Genomic DNA, 12,753 nt, shown 5'->3' on the forward strand with positions numbered 1-12,753 from the left:
GGAGTCGCAGATGACGCAGGACCCGCCGGCCATCCCGTACCCGCTCGCGCCGGCTCCGACGATCTACCACCCGTCGCCGGACTACACCCGGATGCGCGAGACGTGCCCGGTGGCCCGGGTCGAGCTGCCCGACGGGGCGTGCGCGTACCTGGCCACCCGGCACGCCGACGTGCGCCGCGTCTTCACCGACCAGCGGTTCAGCCGGGCCGCCGCGGCCGGCCCGAACCGCCCGACCCGGGAGCTGGGCTCGCTCGCCGAGGACTCGCTGATCGGGATGGACCCGCCCCGGCACACCACGATGCGCCGGGCCGTGTCGCACGCGTTCACCGTCCGCCGGGTGGAGGAGCTGCGCCCGAGGGTCGCGGCGCTCGTCGACGCCATGATCGACGACCTGGTGGCCGCGGGTCCGCCCGCCGACCTGATCACGCACGTCTCCGGCCCGCTGCCGATCTCCGTGATCAGCACGCTGTTCGGCATCCCCGAGCGGGACCGGGAGCGGGTACGCCAGTGGTCGGACGCGCTCGTCGGCGACTGGGACGCCGACCCGGAGGCGCCCCGGGCCGCGCTGGAGGCGTTCCGCGAGCTGATCGAGCAGCGCCGCCGCGAGCCCGGCGACGACCTGATGAGCGCGCTCATCGCGGTCTGGGACGAGCACGACGACCTCACCGAGCGGGAGCTGGTCTCGGTCACCGCCGGCATCTTCGTCGGCGGGCACGAGACCACCACCAACCAGCTCAACCTGTTCCTGCTCGTACTGGCCCGCCACCCCGAGCAACTGGCCGCGCTGCGCGGCGACGACCCGGTCGCGGTGGCCCGGGCGGTCGAGGAGCTGTCCCGCTTCATCCAGCTCGGCGACAACGGGGTGCTGCTGCCCCGCGTCACGACCGAGGAGGTGGAGCTGGGCGGCGTACGCCTGCCGGCCGGCGCCGCGGTGCTGCCGGCGATCGCGTCGGCGAACCGGGACGCCACCGTGTTCCCGGGCGCGGACACGCTCGACCTGACCCGCGCGCACAACCCGCACCTGGCCTTCGGCGCCGGCCCGCACCACTGCCTCGGCGCGGCGCTGGCCCGGATGGAGCTGCAGGAGGCGCTCGGCGGCCTGCTGCGCCGGCTGCCCGGGCTGCGGCTCGCGGTCGACGAGTCGCAGCTGCGGTTCCGGCCTGGTCTGGTGGTGCGCAGCCTGGAGTCGCTGCCGGTGACCTGGGACGCGTGACCGGCGCTGTGACCGGTCAGCCGCCCGCCGATCCCGGGATCACCCGGGTCGGGGCGGCGGGGTCGAGGGCCGCCTCCACCGCCACCTCCTCCACGCCGCGCAGCAACCGTTCCGCCTGTTCCTCGGTGAAGCAGCCGAAGTCGAAGATGACCTGGAGGTAGACCGTCTCCGGCTGGTCCTCGACGGTGATGAACACCTGCTCGGGCAGGTGGTCCAGCGGGCCGTCCCAGACCAGGAACGTCTCGTCGGCGCGGCGGCGGATCCGCTCGGCGGTCACCGGGTCGTCGTGCAGCCCGACGTCGGCCGCCTGCCGCGTGGTCACCCGCCGGTCGTTGATCCGGCAGCTGATCCGGGCCGGGTATCCGCGTTCGGTGTCCAGCCGGTCGGACACCTCCGCGAGCTGCGCCGGGTCGTAGTAGGCGTACTTCCCGGCCGACACCGCGGCCCGGCGGGCACGCGCCACCACCTCGTCCACAGTGGTGTCGGCGGTGTCGACGCGCAGCACGCCGTTCTGGCTCAGCGGGGCGATGGCCTCGGCGAAACCCGGCCGGAACCGGTTGCCGACGATGAGCTTCGCGGTGAGCGGACTGACGCCGGTGGCCCGGCCGATCGCGACCGCGATGACCGCCAGCAGCACGCGCGAGGTGTCGGTGCGGGTCCGCGCCGCGATGGCCCGCACCGCCAGGTACGCCGCCGGTGAGCTGAACCGGCCGTGCCAGTACCGGTGCCCCCGGCGCCCACCGGCGGCCGGCTCGCCGAACGTCAGCGGCGGGATGTCCCGCAGGTGCTCCGCCCAGTGCCGCACGGCCCGGTCGCTGACCCGGCGCAGCGGCGGCGTCTCCTCCCGCCGGCCCAGGTCGAGGATCTGCACGGTACGCGGGTCGGCGACCCGGCGGACCGGGCGGCCGGCGAGGCCCAGATCGGCCAGGAGCAGCGACGTGGCGGTGCCGTCGACCACGAGGTGGTCGATCGTGAGCACCCGGTGCACCAGGACGCCCCGGTGCCGGATCACCGCCATCTTCACCGACCAGTCGCGGTAGAGGTCGTAGTGGCTCAGCAGGCGGGCGTGGCCCAGGTCGTAGGCGAACGTGGCCACGTCGGCCGGGTCGGCGTCGTCGGGCACGTCCACCACGTCCAGGACCGTCTCGCCGGTGGCCGACACGACCTGGCACGGACCGCCGTCGCCCTCGCCCAGCCGCATCCGCAGCGCCGGGTGCCGGGCCATCAGCGCGGCGAACTCGGCCGCCACCTGCTCGACCGTGACGCCCGGCGGCACCGGGTGGGCGCCGCTGACGTTGTGCGTCCAGCCGGTCTCCCGCATGTCCTGCATGATGGCCTTCTGCCCCCAGGTCAGGGGCGCGACGCCGGCGCCCGGCCCGGCGAACGCGACGGGAACGTGGGCCTGGGCCGTCTGCGCGAACACCGGTCAATGAGAGCAACGGGCATCGGTGTGTGTCAACGCGACGGCGCACCGTTACGCTGCCGTCCATGCGGGACACCGTACGGGTCTGGGTGCTTGCGGCCGGGGCGCCGCCGGACGTGCTGGCCCGGTACCGGGCGGTGCTCGACCCGGCCGAGCGGGCCCGGGCCGCGCGGCTCGCCGCCGACGGGCTGCGGGACCGGTTCACGGTGGCGCACGGCGCGCTGCGCGTGCTGGCCGGGCGGGCCACGGGCGCGTCACCGGCGGCGCTGACCTGGCGTCGCGGCCGGTACGGCAAACCGGCGCTGACCGGGCCGTGGCGCGGCCTGCACACCAGCCTGTCCTACTCCGGCGATCTGGTCGCGGTGGCGCTCAGCGACGGCCGCCCGGTCGGGGTGGACATCCAGCACGTCGTGCCGGGCGGGGACCCGGTGCCGGCGTCCGCGCGCTTCTTCCACCCCCGGGAGGCGCGGCACGTCGCCGCCGGCCCCGACCAGGCCGCCCGGGCGCGGCGGTTCGTGCGGCTGTGGGCCCGCAAGGAGGCGGCCGTCAAGGCGGCCGGGGGCCGGCTGTGGCCCAACCTCGGGATGCCGGTGGACCGGGCCGACGTGGTCGAGTGCGCCGACCCGGCCGGCCGGCACCGGCTCGCCGACCTGGTCGCGCCACGGGGGTACGCGGTGGCGGTGGCGCTGGCCGGCGACGAGCCGTACGCCGTCGAGTGTCGCACCGACCTCAGTGACTGCCCGTGACCACCATCGCACCCGTTGACACTCACCGATCTCCCCTGCTCTGATGACTCCATGCTGGAGCGCGTGATCGACCCGTGGGAGCCCCGGTGCTAGAACACGACGCGCCGCCCCGGGACCAGGTCGTGGACCGCCTGACCGTGCTGCTGACCCGGATGCTGCGGCCGGACGCGCCGGTCACCGAGCAGACCCAGCTGATGGACGAGCTCGGCCTCAGCTCCTCGCTCGGCCTGGAGTTGCTGCTGGCGCTGGAGGACGAGCTGGAGATCCAGATCGACGTCGAGGAGCTGGACGAGGACCGGATGGCGACGCTCGGGGACCTGGCCGACTACATCACCGCCAACTCCACCGCGCGCTGAGCATGCCCACAGCGGACCGGCCCAGCCTGAGCGTGGTGGTGCCCGCGCACGAGAACCCGTCCGCGCTCGACACCACGCTGCGCTCGCTGACCCGGCAGACGCTGCCGGCCGCCGACTTCGAGGTCGTCGTCGGCGACGACGGGTCGGCCGTCGCGCTGGGCCCGGTGGTGGACGCGTACCGGGGCCGGCTGCGGATCGAGTACGTGCGCAGCGACCGGAACCGGGGGCGCAGCGCCAACCGCAACGCGGCGGCGGCCCGGGCCCGCGCGGCCACGCTGATGTTCCTGGACGCCGACACGGTGGCGCATCCCACGCTGCTCAAGCGGCACCGCGACTTCCACGCCGGGCGCGCCGGCCGTCCCGGGGTGCTGCTCGGCCAGCGGTACGACCTGGACTGGGCCGGCGCGGACGCGCTGCGCCGCGGCGAGCCGGTCGTGCCGGCGATGCTGGACGCCGAGCGCGGCGACCCGCGGCTGGAGGACATCGCCCTCCCGCAGCGGATGGGCGACTTCCCGAGCGCGCCCTGGGTGCTGGGCCTGACCCACAACGCGTCGGTGGACCACGAGTCGTTCCGGCGGGTCGGTGGCTTCGACGAGGCGATGGTCAAGTGGGGCTTCGAGGACCTGGAGTTCTTCTACCGGGTGTTCCACCTGCACGGCGCCCCGCCGGAGCTGTTCCGGCTGGACGTCGACGCGCTCTCCTACCACCTCCCGCACTTCCGCAAGACGTCCAACGGGATCGCCTCGATGGACAACATGAAGTACCTGCTGCGCAAGCACCTGCGCTACGACGTCGAGGTGCTGTACGGGATCAACACGTTCGGCCGGCACCTGGGCCGGATCCGGCTCTACGGCGCGGCCATCGAGGCGTACCGCTCCGGTGGGCTGGGCCGGCCGGACGTGCTGCCCGGGTCGCTGCGCGACGAGCTGGCCACGAGCGCCGCGCTGGTCGTCGGCAACGGCGTGTCCGCGCTCGACCTGGGCCCCGGGTCGCACACGTTCGACCACGACGCGCCGGTCGGCGGGACGAACTCCCACCTGCTCGGCACCGTGCTCCAGCAGTTCAAGGCCGGCGCGCTGGACGTGATCGTCAACGTCGACATGTGGCGCTGCCTGCTCCCCGAGGACCTGCCGGCGTTCCTCACCCGGGGGCTGCTCAAGGCCGACCGGATCGAGCTGGTCGCCACCCGTACCGGCCTGGACCAGCGCGCTCTGCTGCCGGTGCCGCTCGTCGCCGACCTGGACTACGTGGCCGACATGCTGCGCCCGCACTTCAGCGTCGCCGTCGCCGCGTACGACGCGGCCACGGTGATCACGCTCCGCTGACCCGCCGCTCAGGCGGGCCGCGCCAGGACGAGGCTGACGTTGTGGCCGCCGAAGCCGAACGAGTTCGACAGCACCGCGTCCACCGTCGTCGCGCGTGCCCGCCCACGGATGTGGTCGACCTCGCCGTCGCGCTCCGGCTCGTCCAGGTTGCGGGTGGGCGGCAGCAGGCCGCGGCGCAGCGCCTCGACCGCGATCGCCGCCTCGATCACGCCGGAGACGCCGAGCATGTGCCCGGTGACGCCCTTCGTCGAACTCAGCGGCGGCGCTTCCGCGCCGTAGACGTCGGCGAGCGCGGCCAGCTCGGCGGCGTCCCCGGCCCGGGTGCTGGTGCCGTGCGCGTTGACGTACCCGATGTCGGCGGGCTCCAGACCGGCGTCGCGGACGGCCAGGCGCATGCACCGGGCCGCGCCGGCGCCGTCCGGACGCGGCGTGGTCGGATGGTGGGCGTCGTTGGTGGCGCCCCAGCCGAGCACGTCGGCGTGCCGGCGGGCGCCGCGCGCGGCGGCGTGCGCGGCGCGTTCCAGCACGAACACGCCGGCGCCCTCGCCGAGGACGAGCCCGTTGCGGCGGCGGTCGAAGGGGCGGCTCGCGGCGGCCGGGTCGGCCCAGCCGCGGGCGAGCGCCCGGGCGTTGCCGAACGCGTCGGCGAACGTCGGGAACAGCGGCGCCTCGGCGCATCCGGCGAGCACCACGTCCGCGTCGCCGGCGCGCAGGATGCGCAGCGCCTCGCCGATCGACTGCGCGCCGGCCGCGCACGCCGTGCCGATCGACGAGGTGTAGCCGTGGATGCCGAACTTGATCGCGATCCGGGCCGCGCCCATGTTGGGCAGCGTGCCGGGCAGCATGTACGGGCTGACCCCGAACCGTCCGCGCCCGGCGCGGGCGAGCACCTGTTCCTCCAGCGTGGACAGTCCGCCGACGCCGGAGACGACGACCGCCACCCGGTAGCTGTCGACGTCGTGGCCGATCCGCAGTCCGGCGTCGGCGAGCGCGTCCTCGGCCGCGCGCAGCACCATGACTATCGACCGGTCCACGACGCGGGACTCCGGGCCGGGCAGCACGGTGGCCGGATCGATCGCCGGGGCGAACGCGGCGACGTCGACGACGCCGTGCAGCGGATGGTCGTGCGGTGGCCGGGTGAGCCCGGAGCGGCCGTCGCAGACCGCGTCGAACACCTCGGCGGCGGTCGCGCCGACCGGGCTGACGAGCCCGATGCCGGTGACCGTGACCCGTTCGCGCACGCTCACCGGAACCGGCGCGCCGGGGCGTGACGCGGCCGGGTGCCGTGCCCTGGCATCGGTCAGTGCGCCGAGGCCGGGGCGATCCGCGCCGCGACCGCGCGGCTGAACTCGCCGACTGTCATCATCGCCAGCTCCTCCGCCTCGTCGTCGTCGAACGCGACCCCGAACCGGTCCTCCACCCGCACCGCGAGCTCGGCCAGGCCGAGGGAGTCCACGTCGAGCCCGGCCGGGCCGAAGACGGTGTCGTCGTCGACGTCGCCGACGTCGTACTTCATCTCGGTCAGTGCGGCGAGGAGGAACGCGCGGATCTCATCGGTCATGTCCGGTGTTTCCCTTCCACGGTGCCTGGCGGCGCGCTCGACCTGCTCGACGGAACCTGTGAGGCGCGGAGCGGACACTCCGCGTAGCATCGACCTTACTCGATCAGGTTGGTTTGACAAGGCACCCGATCGGTCAGCCGTACCGGCAGCCGGTCGTACCCGCGCAGCATCAGCGCGCGGCGCGGCCCCGGTTCGGCGGTCAGCGCCGGGAAGCGGTCCAGCAGGCGGGGCAGCACCAGCCGCCCCTCGGCCCGGGCCAGCGTCGCCCCGAAGCAGTAGTGCGGCCCGGCGCTGAACGCCAGGTGCCGGTTGTCGGCGCGGGACGGGTCGAACCGGTCCGGGTCGGGGAAGCGGCGCGGATCCCGGTTCGCCGCGCCGGTCAGCACGACCACCGTCCGCCCGGCCGGCACCGGCAGGCCGGCGACCTCGGTGTCCACCGCGGCGTACCGGACCGCGAAGTGCACCGGCGGCTCGTACCGCAGGATCTCCTCCACGTAGGACGCCGCCACCGACGGGTCGGCGCGCAGCGCGGCCCGCGCGTCCGGCCGTTCGGTGAGCAGCACCAGCCCGTTGCCGAGCAGGTTCGCGGTGGTCCGGAACCCGGCGTTGTACATGATGATCAGGTTGGCGAGCAGCTCGTCGGCGGTCAGCCGGCCGGGTTCGTCGTCCAGGCCGCGCAGCAGCGCGGAGACGAAGTCGTCACGCGGGGTCGCCCGGCGCGCGGCGACCAGGTCGGTGAAGTACGCGGTCAGCTCCGCCGCCGCGACGTTGGCGGCCCGGACCTCGCGCATGGACCGGCGACCGATCTCCAGCACCGCGTCGAACGCGCGGACCCGGGGCGGGAACCACTCCCGGTCCTCCTCCGGCACGCCCAGCAGCTCGCCGATGACGTCGCTGGGCAGCCGCAGCGCGAAGCGCGCCATGAAGTCGACGGGCCGGCCGTCCGCGCCCGCCTCGGCGAGCCGGTCGAGCAGGTCGTCGGCGATGCGCCCGATGGCCGGTTCCAGCGCGGCGACCCGGCGCGGGGTGAGCGCCTGGGAGAACAGGTGCCGGACCCGGAGGTGGTCGCGTTCGGCGGCGTTGAGCATGGACGACTGCAGGATCCGGGTCACCTGGTGCTGGCGCCAGCGGACGCCGGCCCGGTCCAGGTAGTCGGCGCCGAGCACCCGGAACACCGGGTCGCGCAGCACCCGGTTGACCGCTTCGTAGCCGTGCACGACGAGCGCGTGCGGGTCGCCCGGCCGTAGCCGGGCCACCTCCCCCGCCTCGTGCAGCCGGGCGTAGAAGGGGTACGGGTCGCGCCGCACCTCGTCGCCGAGCAGCTCGTCGAGGGAGACGCGGACGCTCATGGCCACTCCTCGCGGTCACCGCAGTCCCGTGACCATAGACTCACCGGCGCCGATGTGTCCACGGGACGGCCGGCGGTCAGTCCGGGCCCGCCCCGCAGGCGTCCTCGCGTACGCCGGCGAGCATGTCGGCGGTCGTGTGCGCCTGGATGCCGGGCGGCACCGGATCGGCGAACCGCGCGACGACCGCCCGCACGTGCCGTTGCGCGGGTTCGGCCAGTCCGTCGTAGACGGCGGTGAACAGGTCCCGGGCCGGCCGGCGCAGCCATCCGGCCGGAAGCAGCTCCAGCGGCAGCCGCGGGTCGAGCGTGGGGAACCGCCGGTAGGTGTCCATCACCTCGGTGCGGGCCCGCACCGCCGCCGGACCGTCGACCGACTCCAGCCGGGACGCCAGCGGGGTCCACCGGCGCAGGAAATCCTCGTACTGGGCGCTGATCGCGGCGATGTCCCAGGCGTCGACGGGGGCGCGCTGGCCGGTCACGTCGAGCGCGTCCTGCCGGCCCCGGAACACGGTGACCGCGCCGGGCGCGAGCTGCGCCAGTCGCGACCGGGCCGGCTCCGCCAGCTCGTACGGGGAGATCCACAGCCCGTCGTACAGCGGCGCGAAGCCGAGCCAGCGCAGTTGCCCGCGCAGGGCGCGGCGCTGCGTGCCGCGGTCCTGCGGCAGCGAGAACGCGACCACCGTCCAGCACCCGTCCCACGCCTGCGTGTCGGCGGTGGAGGCGACGATCCAGCTCCCGCCGGCGGAGAGGTCGGCGGCGGCGCCACGACTGAGCCGGTAGAAGCTGTTGCGGCCCTGCCGGCTGCCCTCCAGCACGCCGCGCCGGGCCAGCCGGCTGATCGCGGTACGCGCGCCGGCGCTCGTCACCCCGGTCTCGGCGAGCAGCTCGACGATCGCGGCGGACGGCAGCGGGGCCCGGGTACGCAGCGTGTAGTCGGCCAGGAGGGTCACCGCCACGCTCTGCGGCGAGGTGCCGGCCTGCCGCCGGGGCAGCCGTGGCGTGGGCGCCTCGTCCGGGTAGATCTCCTCGATGTCGAACGGGCTTGGCACACGCGCTCCGGGCTCGGCTCAGGGACGGAGCATCGACTCTAGACGAACGCCGCCGCAGCATATCGGCGTGCTTCGATTGACAGTTCACCGCCCGACGGGAACACTATGTGCCATATGAGCGCGGAGCCGGGCCGGGCAAGCCACATTCCGTGAGCGAGGCGCGACACCGCTGCCGTCCGGGCGGCCGGCGCGGCGCGTGACCGCTCATTCCCGCCTGCACACAGGCGATCGAAGGAGTCTCCGTGAGAATCAGAGCCAAGATGGTGGTGGCCCTGGCCGCGTCGCTGGTGGCGGCCGGCCTGGTGATCCCCACCGTGCAACCCGCGTACGCGGCGTCGCTGGCCGAGGTGACCAGCTTCGGCGACAACCCCGGGCGCATGCGCATGCACGTCTACGTGCCGGACAACCGCCCGTCCCGGCCGGCCACGGTGGTGGCCATGCACGGCTGCGGCGGTTCCGGCCCCGGCTTCTACTCCGGCAGCGAGTTCGCCGGGCTGGCCGACCGGTACGGCTTCATCGTGATCTATCCCAGCGCGACCCAGCAGGCCGGGTTCGGCAACTGCTTCGACACCTGGTCCGACGCGGCCAAGCGCCGCGGCGGCGGCAGTGACCCGGTGTCGCTCATCTCGATGGTCCGCTACGTGCAGCAGCAGTACGGCGCCGACCCGGACCGGGTCTACGCCACCGGCAGCTCGTCCGGCGGCATGATGACCAACCACATGCTGGCGCTCTACCCGGACGTCTTCAAGGCGGGCGCGGCGTTCATGGGGGTGCCGTTCAACTGCTTCGCCGGCGCCTCCGACTACCCGCCCGGGTCCAGCCAGTGCACCGGCGGGAACATGAACCGCACCCCGCAGCAGTGGGGTGACGCGGTCCGCCAGGCGTACCCCGGCTACACCGGGCCGCGTCCCCGGGTGCAGCTGTGGCACGGCACCAACGACACGCTCGTGCCGTACTCGCTGCTGCAGGAGACGATCGAGCAGTGGACGAACGTGTTCGGGCTCAGCCAGAACCCCACCTCCACCGACACGCCGCAGTCCGGCTGGAACCGGCGGCGCTACGCCGACTCCACCGGCACCGTGCAGGTCGAGGCGTACAGCATCCAGGGCGCCGGGCACAGCCTGCCGTCGTCCGGCATGGCCGCGGCGGCGATCGCCTTCTTCGGCCTGACCAGCACGCCCGGGCCGACCACGCCCCCGCCGGGACCGACCACGCCGCCGCCGGGGCCGACCACGCCCCCGCCCGGCCCCACCACCCCGCCGCCGGGACCGACCACGCCGCCGCCCGGCACCGGCGCCTGCTCGGTGCGCATCGAGCTGAACGCCTGGAACAACGGCCTGACCGAGAACATCACCATCAGCAACACCGGCTCGACCGCGGTGAACGGCTGGTCGCTGGCGTTCACGCTGCCCGGCGGCCAGACCATCACCTCCGGCTGGAACGCCTCGTACTCCCCCTCCTCGGGCCAGGTGACGGCGCGCAACGTCTCCTACAACGCGGCCATCCCGGCCGGCGGCTCGACCACCATCGGCTTCCAGGCCACGCACACCGGCAACGCCGGGCGGCCCAGCTCGTTCACCCTCAACGGCCAGTCCTGCACGCTCACCTGACCGGCGTACCCCGACCCCGGTGACGTCCGGACGGCGGCCCCGCGACCCCGCGTCGCGGGGCCGCCGGCTACCCGGCCGGCGGGGCGGGTTCCGGAGCCCCGCCGCGGCTGATCCGCAGCGTCAACACGTCGGTGCGAACCGTGATGTGGCCGTGGAACAGCGCCGCTCCGCCCGTCCCGTAACCGACCTGGGTCGCGGTGACCAGCGGATGTCCGACCGCCACGCCGAGCCGCTCGGTGGCCTCGTCGTCGGCGAGCACCGCGGTGAGTTCGATCTCCGCCCGCCGCACCGGCATGCCGGTCGCGCTGGCCAGGAACTCGAACATGTCCAGGTCGATGCTGAGCAGCCCGGACGGGTCGAGGTCGCGGCCGTCGAACCGCAGCGGCAGGTGATCACGGATCCAGGCCGCCGGGACCCCGTCCACGGCGAAGAGCCGGTCGACCCGCCACACCGGCGAGCCCGGCTCCAGTCCGAGGACGCGCGCGCAGTCGGCCGGGCACTTCGCCCGGCTGACCGACGCGTCCTGAAGCGTCGGACGGTGACCCGTGGCGGTGATCCGGTCCCGCAGCGCGGTGACGTCACCGATGGACACCGGCACCCGCTCGGCGTCGTCGTGCACGAAGGTGCCGATCCCCCAGGTCCGGGTCACCACCCCCTCGGCGGCGAGCTGCCCCAGCACCTCGCGCACCGTCGCGCGGCTGACCTCCAGACGATCGGCCAGGTCCCGCTCGTTGGGCAGCTTCTCACCCGACCGGAACTCGCTGCCGATCAGCTGCCGCAGCCGCCCGTGCGCCGCCTGTAGCGCGGTTTCCCGCCGAGCCATCCGCCCTCACCTCATCACTGCCCGCCGCCGCGTCGGCGTACGGAGTGTAGTTCGTCCACGTCCGCTCGGACGATCACCGGCACGGCCTCACCACACCTGCTCCAGTACCCGGATGGTGTTGCCGCCGATCACCTTGGCGATCTCGTCGTCGGAGTAGTCGTGCGCCACCAGCCAGCCCACGATGTTCCCGAACGCCTCGCCCGGATTCTCCAGCCCGGACACGTACTCCACCCGCGGGTGCTGCGGACGGTTCCCGGCGTCGTGGGCGTAGTTGCCGGCGTAGGTGTCGTGCACCCCCACGTGGTCGCCGAACATGGTGTCCGGGCCGAACGTGACGTGGTCGATGCCGACCAGGTCCACGCAGTAGGTGAAGTGGTCCATCACCGACTCGATCGAGTGGTGCTGGTGCGCCTGCGAGAGCGTGGTGTGCGGGGCGGCCTCGATGCCGATCACGCCACCCCTCTCGGCGCAGGCCCGGATCACCTCGTCCGGCTTCATCCGGGAGGTGTCCCAGACCGAGCGGGCGCCGGCGTGGGTGATGAACACCGGCACCCGGCTGGCCTCGATGACATCCAGGCAGGTCTGGTCGCCGGAGTGCGAGATGTCGATGGCGATCCCGAGCTTGTTCATCCGGTCCACCGCCCGGCGGCCGAAGTGCGTCAGCCCGCCGTCGTGCTTCTCCGACAGGCCCCCGCCGAGCATGTTCGCCTGGCTGTACGCGATGCCGAGCTGGCGTACGCCGAAGCCGTAGAGGATGTCGATCCGGTCCAGCTCGTTCTCGATCGGGCTGCTGCACTCCAGGCCCGCGACCAGGGCCAGCCGGCCGTCCCGCTTCGCGGCGTGGATGTCGTCCAGGGACGTGGCCAGGAAGACGTGGTCCTGCTTGTAGAGGTCACTCATCCGCATCCCGAGGGCGTAGACGAGGTCGTTCCACTTCCAGCCGTTCTCGCTCGTCACGCAGGAGGCGCCGGCCATGAAGTTGTCGAAGACGGCGGTCAGGCCGGAGCGCGCCAGCCCCTCGTATCCGGTGCGCTGGCGGGCGGTGCGGTTGTAGGCCCGCAGCTCGCTGACGTCGGCCGGCAGGACCACCGGATGCTCGTGCAGCGAGATGGCGGCGTGCTCGGTGAGCAGCCGCGTCACCCGCGCACGCTGAGCGTCGGTCAGGCCGAGGTCGTGCTCCGGCACCCGGCCGATCTCCTCGGCCAGCGTGAACACCCGGTAGTCCGAGTGCGGCTCCAGGTACGAGTACGACCTGTGACCCTTGTACCGGGGGGCGGGTTCTTGCAGCAAGACGCTTCT

General features: G+C 73.8%; 12 protein-coding genes. 5 read left to right on the forward strand and 7 right to left on the reverse strand.

What is annotated here, in order from left to right; translation table 11 throughout:
- Positions 1 to 10: 10 nt before the first annotated feature.
- Entirely contained in the window at positions 11 to 1,213 is a 1,203-nt protein-coding gene (locus J3R08_RS19305; protein ID WP_043323260.1) for a cytochrome P450, read from the forward strand.
- Between the two features lie 16 nt (positions 1,214 to 1,229).
- On the opposite strand, the gene J3R08_RS19310 is transcribed toward J3R08_RS19305, so the two are convergent.
- Complete coding sequence (locus J3R08_RS19310) at positions 1,230 to 2,636, reverse strand: condensation domain-containing protein (RefSeq protein WP_069088419.1); 1,407 nt, start codon at positions 2,634 to 2,636, stop codon at positions 1,230 to 1,232.
- Positions 2,637 to 2,701: 65 nt separating this feature from the next.
- On the opposite strand from J3R08_RS19310, the gene J3R08_RS19315 reads away from it, so the two are divergent.
- The 3 genes from J3R08_RS19315 (at position 2,702) to J3R08_RS19325 (ending at position 5,063) form a co-directional block, all read left to right on the forward strand.
- Positions 2,702 to 3,382 carry a 4'-phosphopantetheinyl transferase superfamily protein gene (locus J3R08_RS19315; protein ID WP_209962346.1) on the forward strand — a complete coding sequence of 227 codons (681 nt, stop codon included), beginning with the start codon at positions 2,702 to 2,704 and terminating at the stop codon, positions 3,380 to 3,382.
- Positions 3,383 to 3,468: 86 nt separating this feature from the next.
- Entirely contained in the window at positions 3,469 to 3,738 is a 270-nt protein-coding gene (locus tag J3R08_RS19320; RefSeq protein WP_030499105.1) for a phosphopantetheine-binding protein, read from the forward strand.
- A gap of 2 nt (positions 3,739 to 3,740) precedes the next feature.
- Positions 3,741 to 5,063 carry a glycosyltransferase family 2 protein gene (locus J3R08_RS19325; RefSeq protein ID WP_209962348.1) on the forward strand — a complete coding sequence of 441 codons (1,323 nt, stop codon included), beginning with the start codon at positions 3,741 to 3,743 and terminating at the stop codon, positions 5,061 to 5,063.
- A gap of 8 nt (positions 5,064 to 5,071) precedes the next feature.
- Here the strand turns inward: J3R08_RS19325 and J3R08_RS19330 are convergent, their stop codons facing one another.
- From J3R08_RS19330 to J3R08_RS19345, 4 genes are all read right to left on the reverse strand, one after another.
- On the reverse strand, positions 5,072 to 6,310 hold the full coding sequence (locus tag J3R08_RS19330) for a beta-ketoacyl synthase (protein ID WP_043323254.1): 1,239 nt from the start codon (positions 6,308 to 6,310) through the stop codon (positions 5,072 to 5,074).
- A 53-nt stretch (positions 6,311 to 6,363) separates the two neighbouring features.
- Entirely contained in the window at positions 6,364 to 6,624 is a 261-nt protein-coding gene (locus J3R08_RS19335) for an acyl carrier protein (RefSeq protein ID WP_030499102.1), read from the reverse strand.
- A gap of 95 nt (positions 6,625 to 6,719) precedes the next feature.
- Positions 6,720 to 7,973 carry a cytochrome P450 gene (locus tag J3R08_RS19340; protein ID WP_209962350.1) on the reverse strand — a complete coding sequence of 418 codons (1,254 nt, stop codon included), beginning with the start codon at positions 7,971 to 7,973 and terminating at the stop codon, positions 6,720 to 6,722.
- A gap of 76 nt (positions 7,974 to 8,049) precedes the next feature.
- Positions 8,050 to 9,021, reverse strand: coding sequence for a PaaX family transcriptional regulator C-terminal domain-containing protein (locus tag J3R08_RS19345; RefSeq protein ID WP_064445590.1), 972 nt, complete (start codon positions 9,019 to 9,021; stop codon positions 8,050 to 8,052).
- Positions 9,022 to 9,263: 242 nt separating this feature from the next.
- Here J3R08_RS19345 and J3R08_RS19350 point away from each other — a divergent pair, with 242 nt between their 5' ends.
- Positions 9,264 to 10,631, forward strand: coding sequence for a PHB depolymerase family esterase (locus J3R08_RS19350; RefSeq protein ID WP_082930904.1), 1,368 nt, complete (start codon positions 9,264 to 9,266; stop codon positions 10,629 to 10,631).
- A 67-nt stretch (positions 10,632 to 10,698) separates the two neighbouring features.
- Here J3R08_RS19350 and J3R08_RS19355 read toward each other — a convergent pair whose 3' ends face one another.
- A complete protein-coding gene (locus J3R08_RS19355; protein WP_064445588.1) occupies positions 10,699 to 11,454 on the reverse strand; it encodes a GntR family transcriptional regulator in 756 nt (251 codons plus the stop codon).
- Positions 11,455 to 11,541: 87 nt separating this feature from the next.
- Entirely contained in the window at positions 11,542 to 12,744 is a 1,203-nt protein-coding gene (locus J3R08_RS19360) for a dipeptidase (protein WP_198033260.1), read from the reverse strand.
- Positions 12,745 to 12,753 lie beyond the last annotated feature (9 nt).

Source organism: Micromonospora sp. HB375, assembly GCF_017872985.1.
GTDB classification, from domain to species: domain Bacteria; phylum Actinomycetota; class Actinomycetes; order Mycobacteriales; family Micromonosporaceae; genus Micromonospora; species Micromonospora chalcea.

Bases quoted from the DNA above. Each gene is read 5' to 3' on its own strand.
- J3R08_RS19325 (WP_209962348.1), top strand. From the start codon at position 3,741: ATGCCCACAGCGGACCGGCCCAGCCTGAGCGTGGTGGTGCCCGCGCAC.
- J3R08_RS19335 (WP_030499102.1), bottom strand. From the start codon at position 6,624: ATGACCGATGAGATCCGCGCGTTCCTCCTCGCCGCACTGACCGAGATG.
- J3R08_RS19355 (WP_064445588.1), bottom strand. From the start codon at position 11,454: ATGGCTCGGCGGGAAACCGCGCTACAGGCGGCGCACGGGCGGCTGCGG.
- J3R08_RS19315 (WP_209962346.1), top strand. From the start codon at position 2,702: ATGCGGGACACCGTACGGGTCTGGGTGCTTGCGGCCGGGGCGCCGCCG.
- J3R08_RS19305 (WP_043323260.1), top strand. From the start codon at position 11: ATGACGCAGGACCCGCCGGCCATCCCGTACCCGCTCGCGCCGGCTCCG.
- J3R08_RS19340 (WP_209962350.1), bottom strand. From the start codon at position 7,973: ATGAGCGTCCGCGTCTCCCTCGACGAGCTGCTCGGCGACGAGGTGCGG.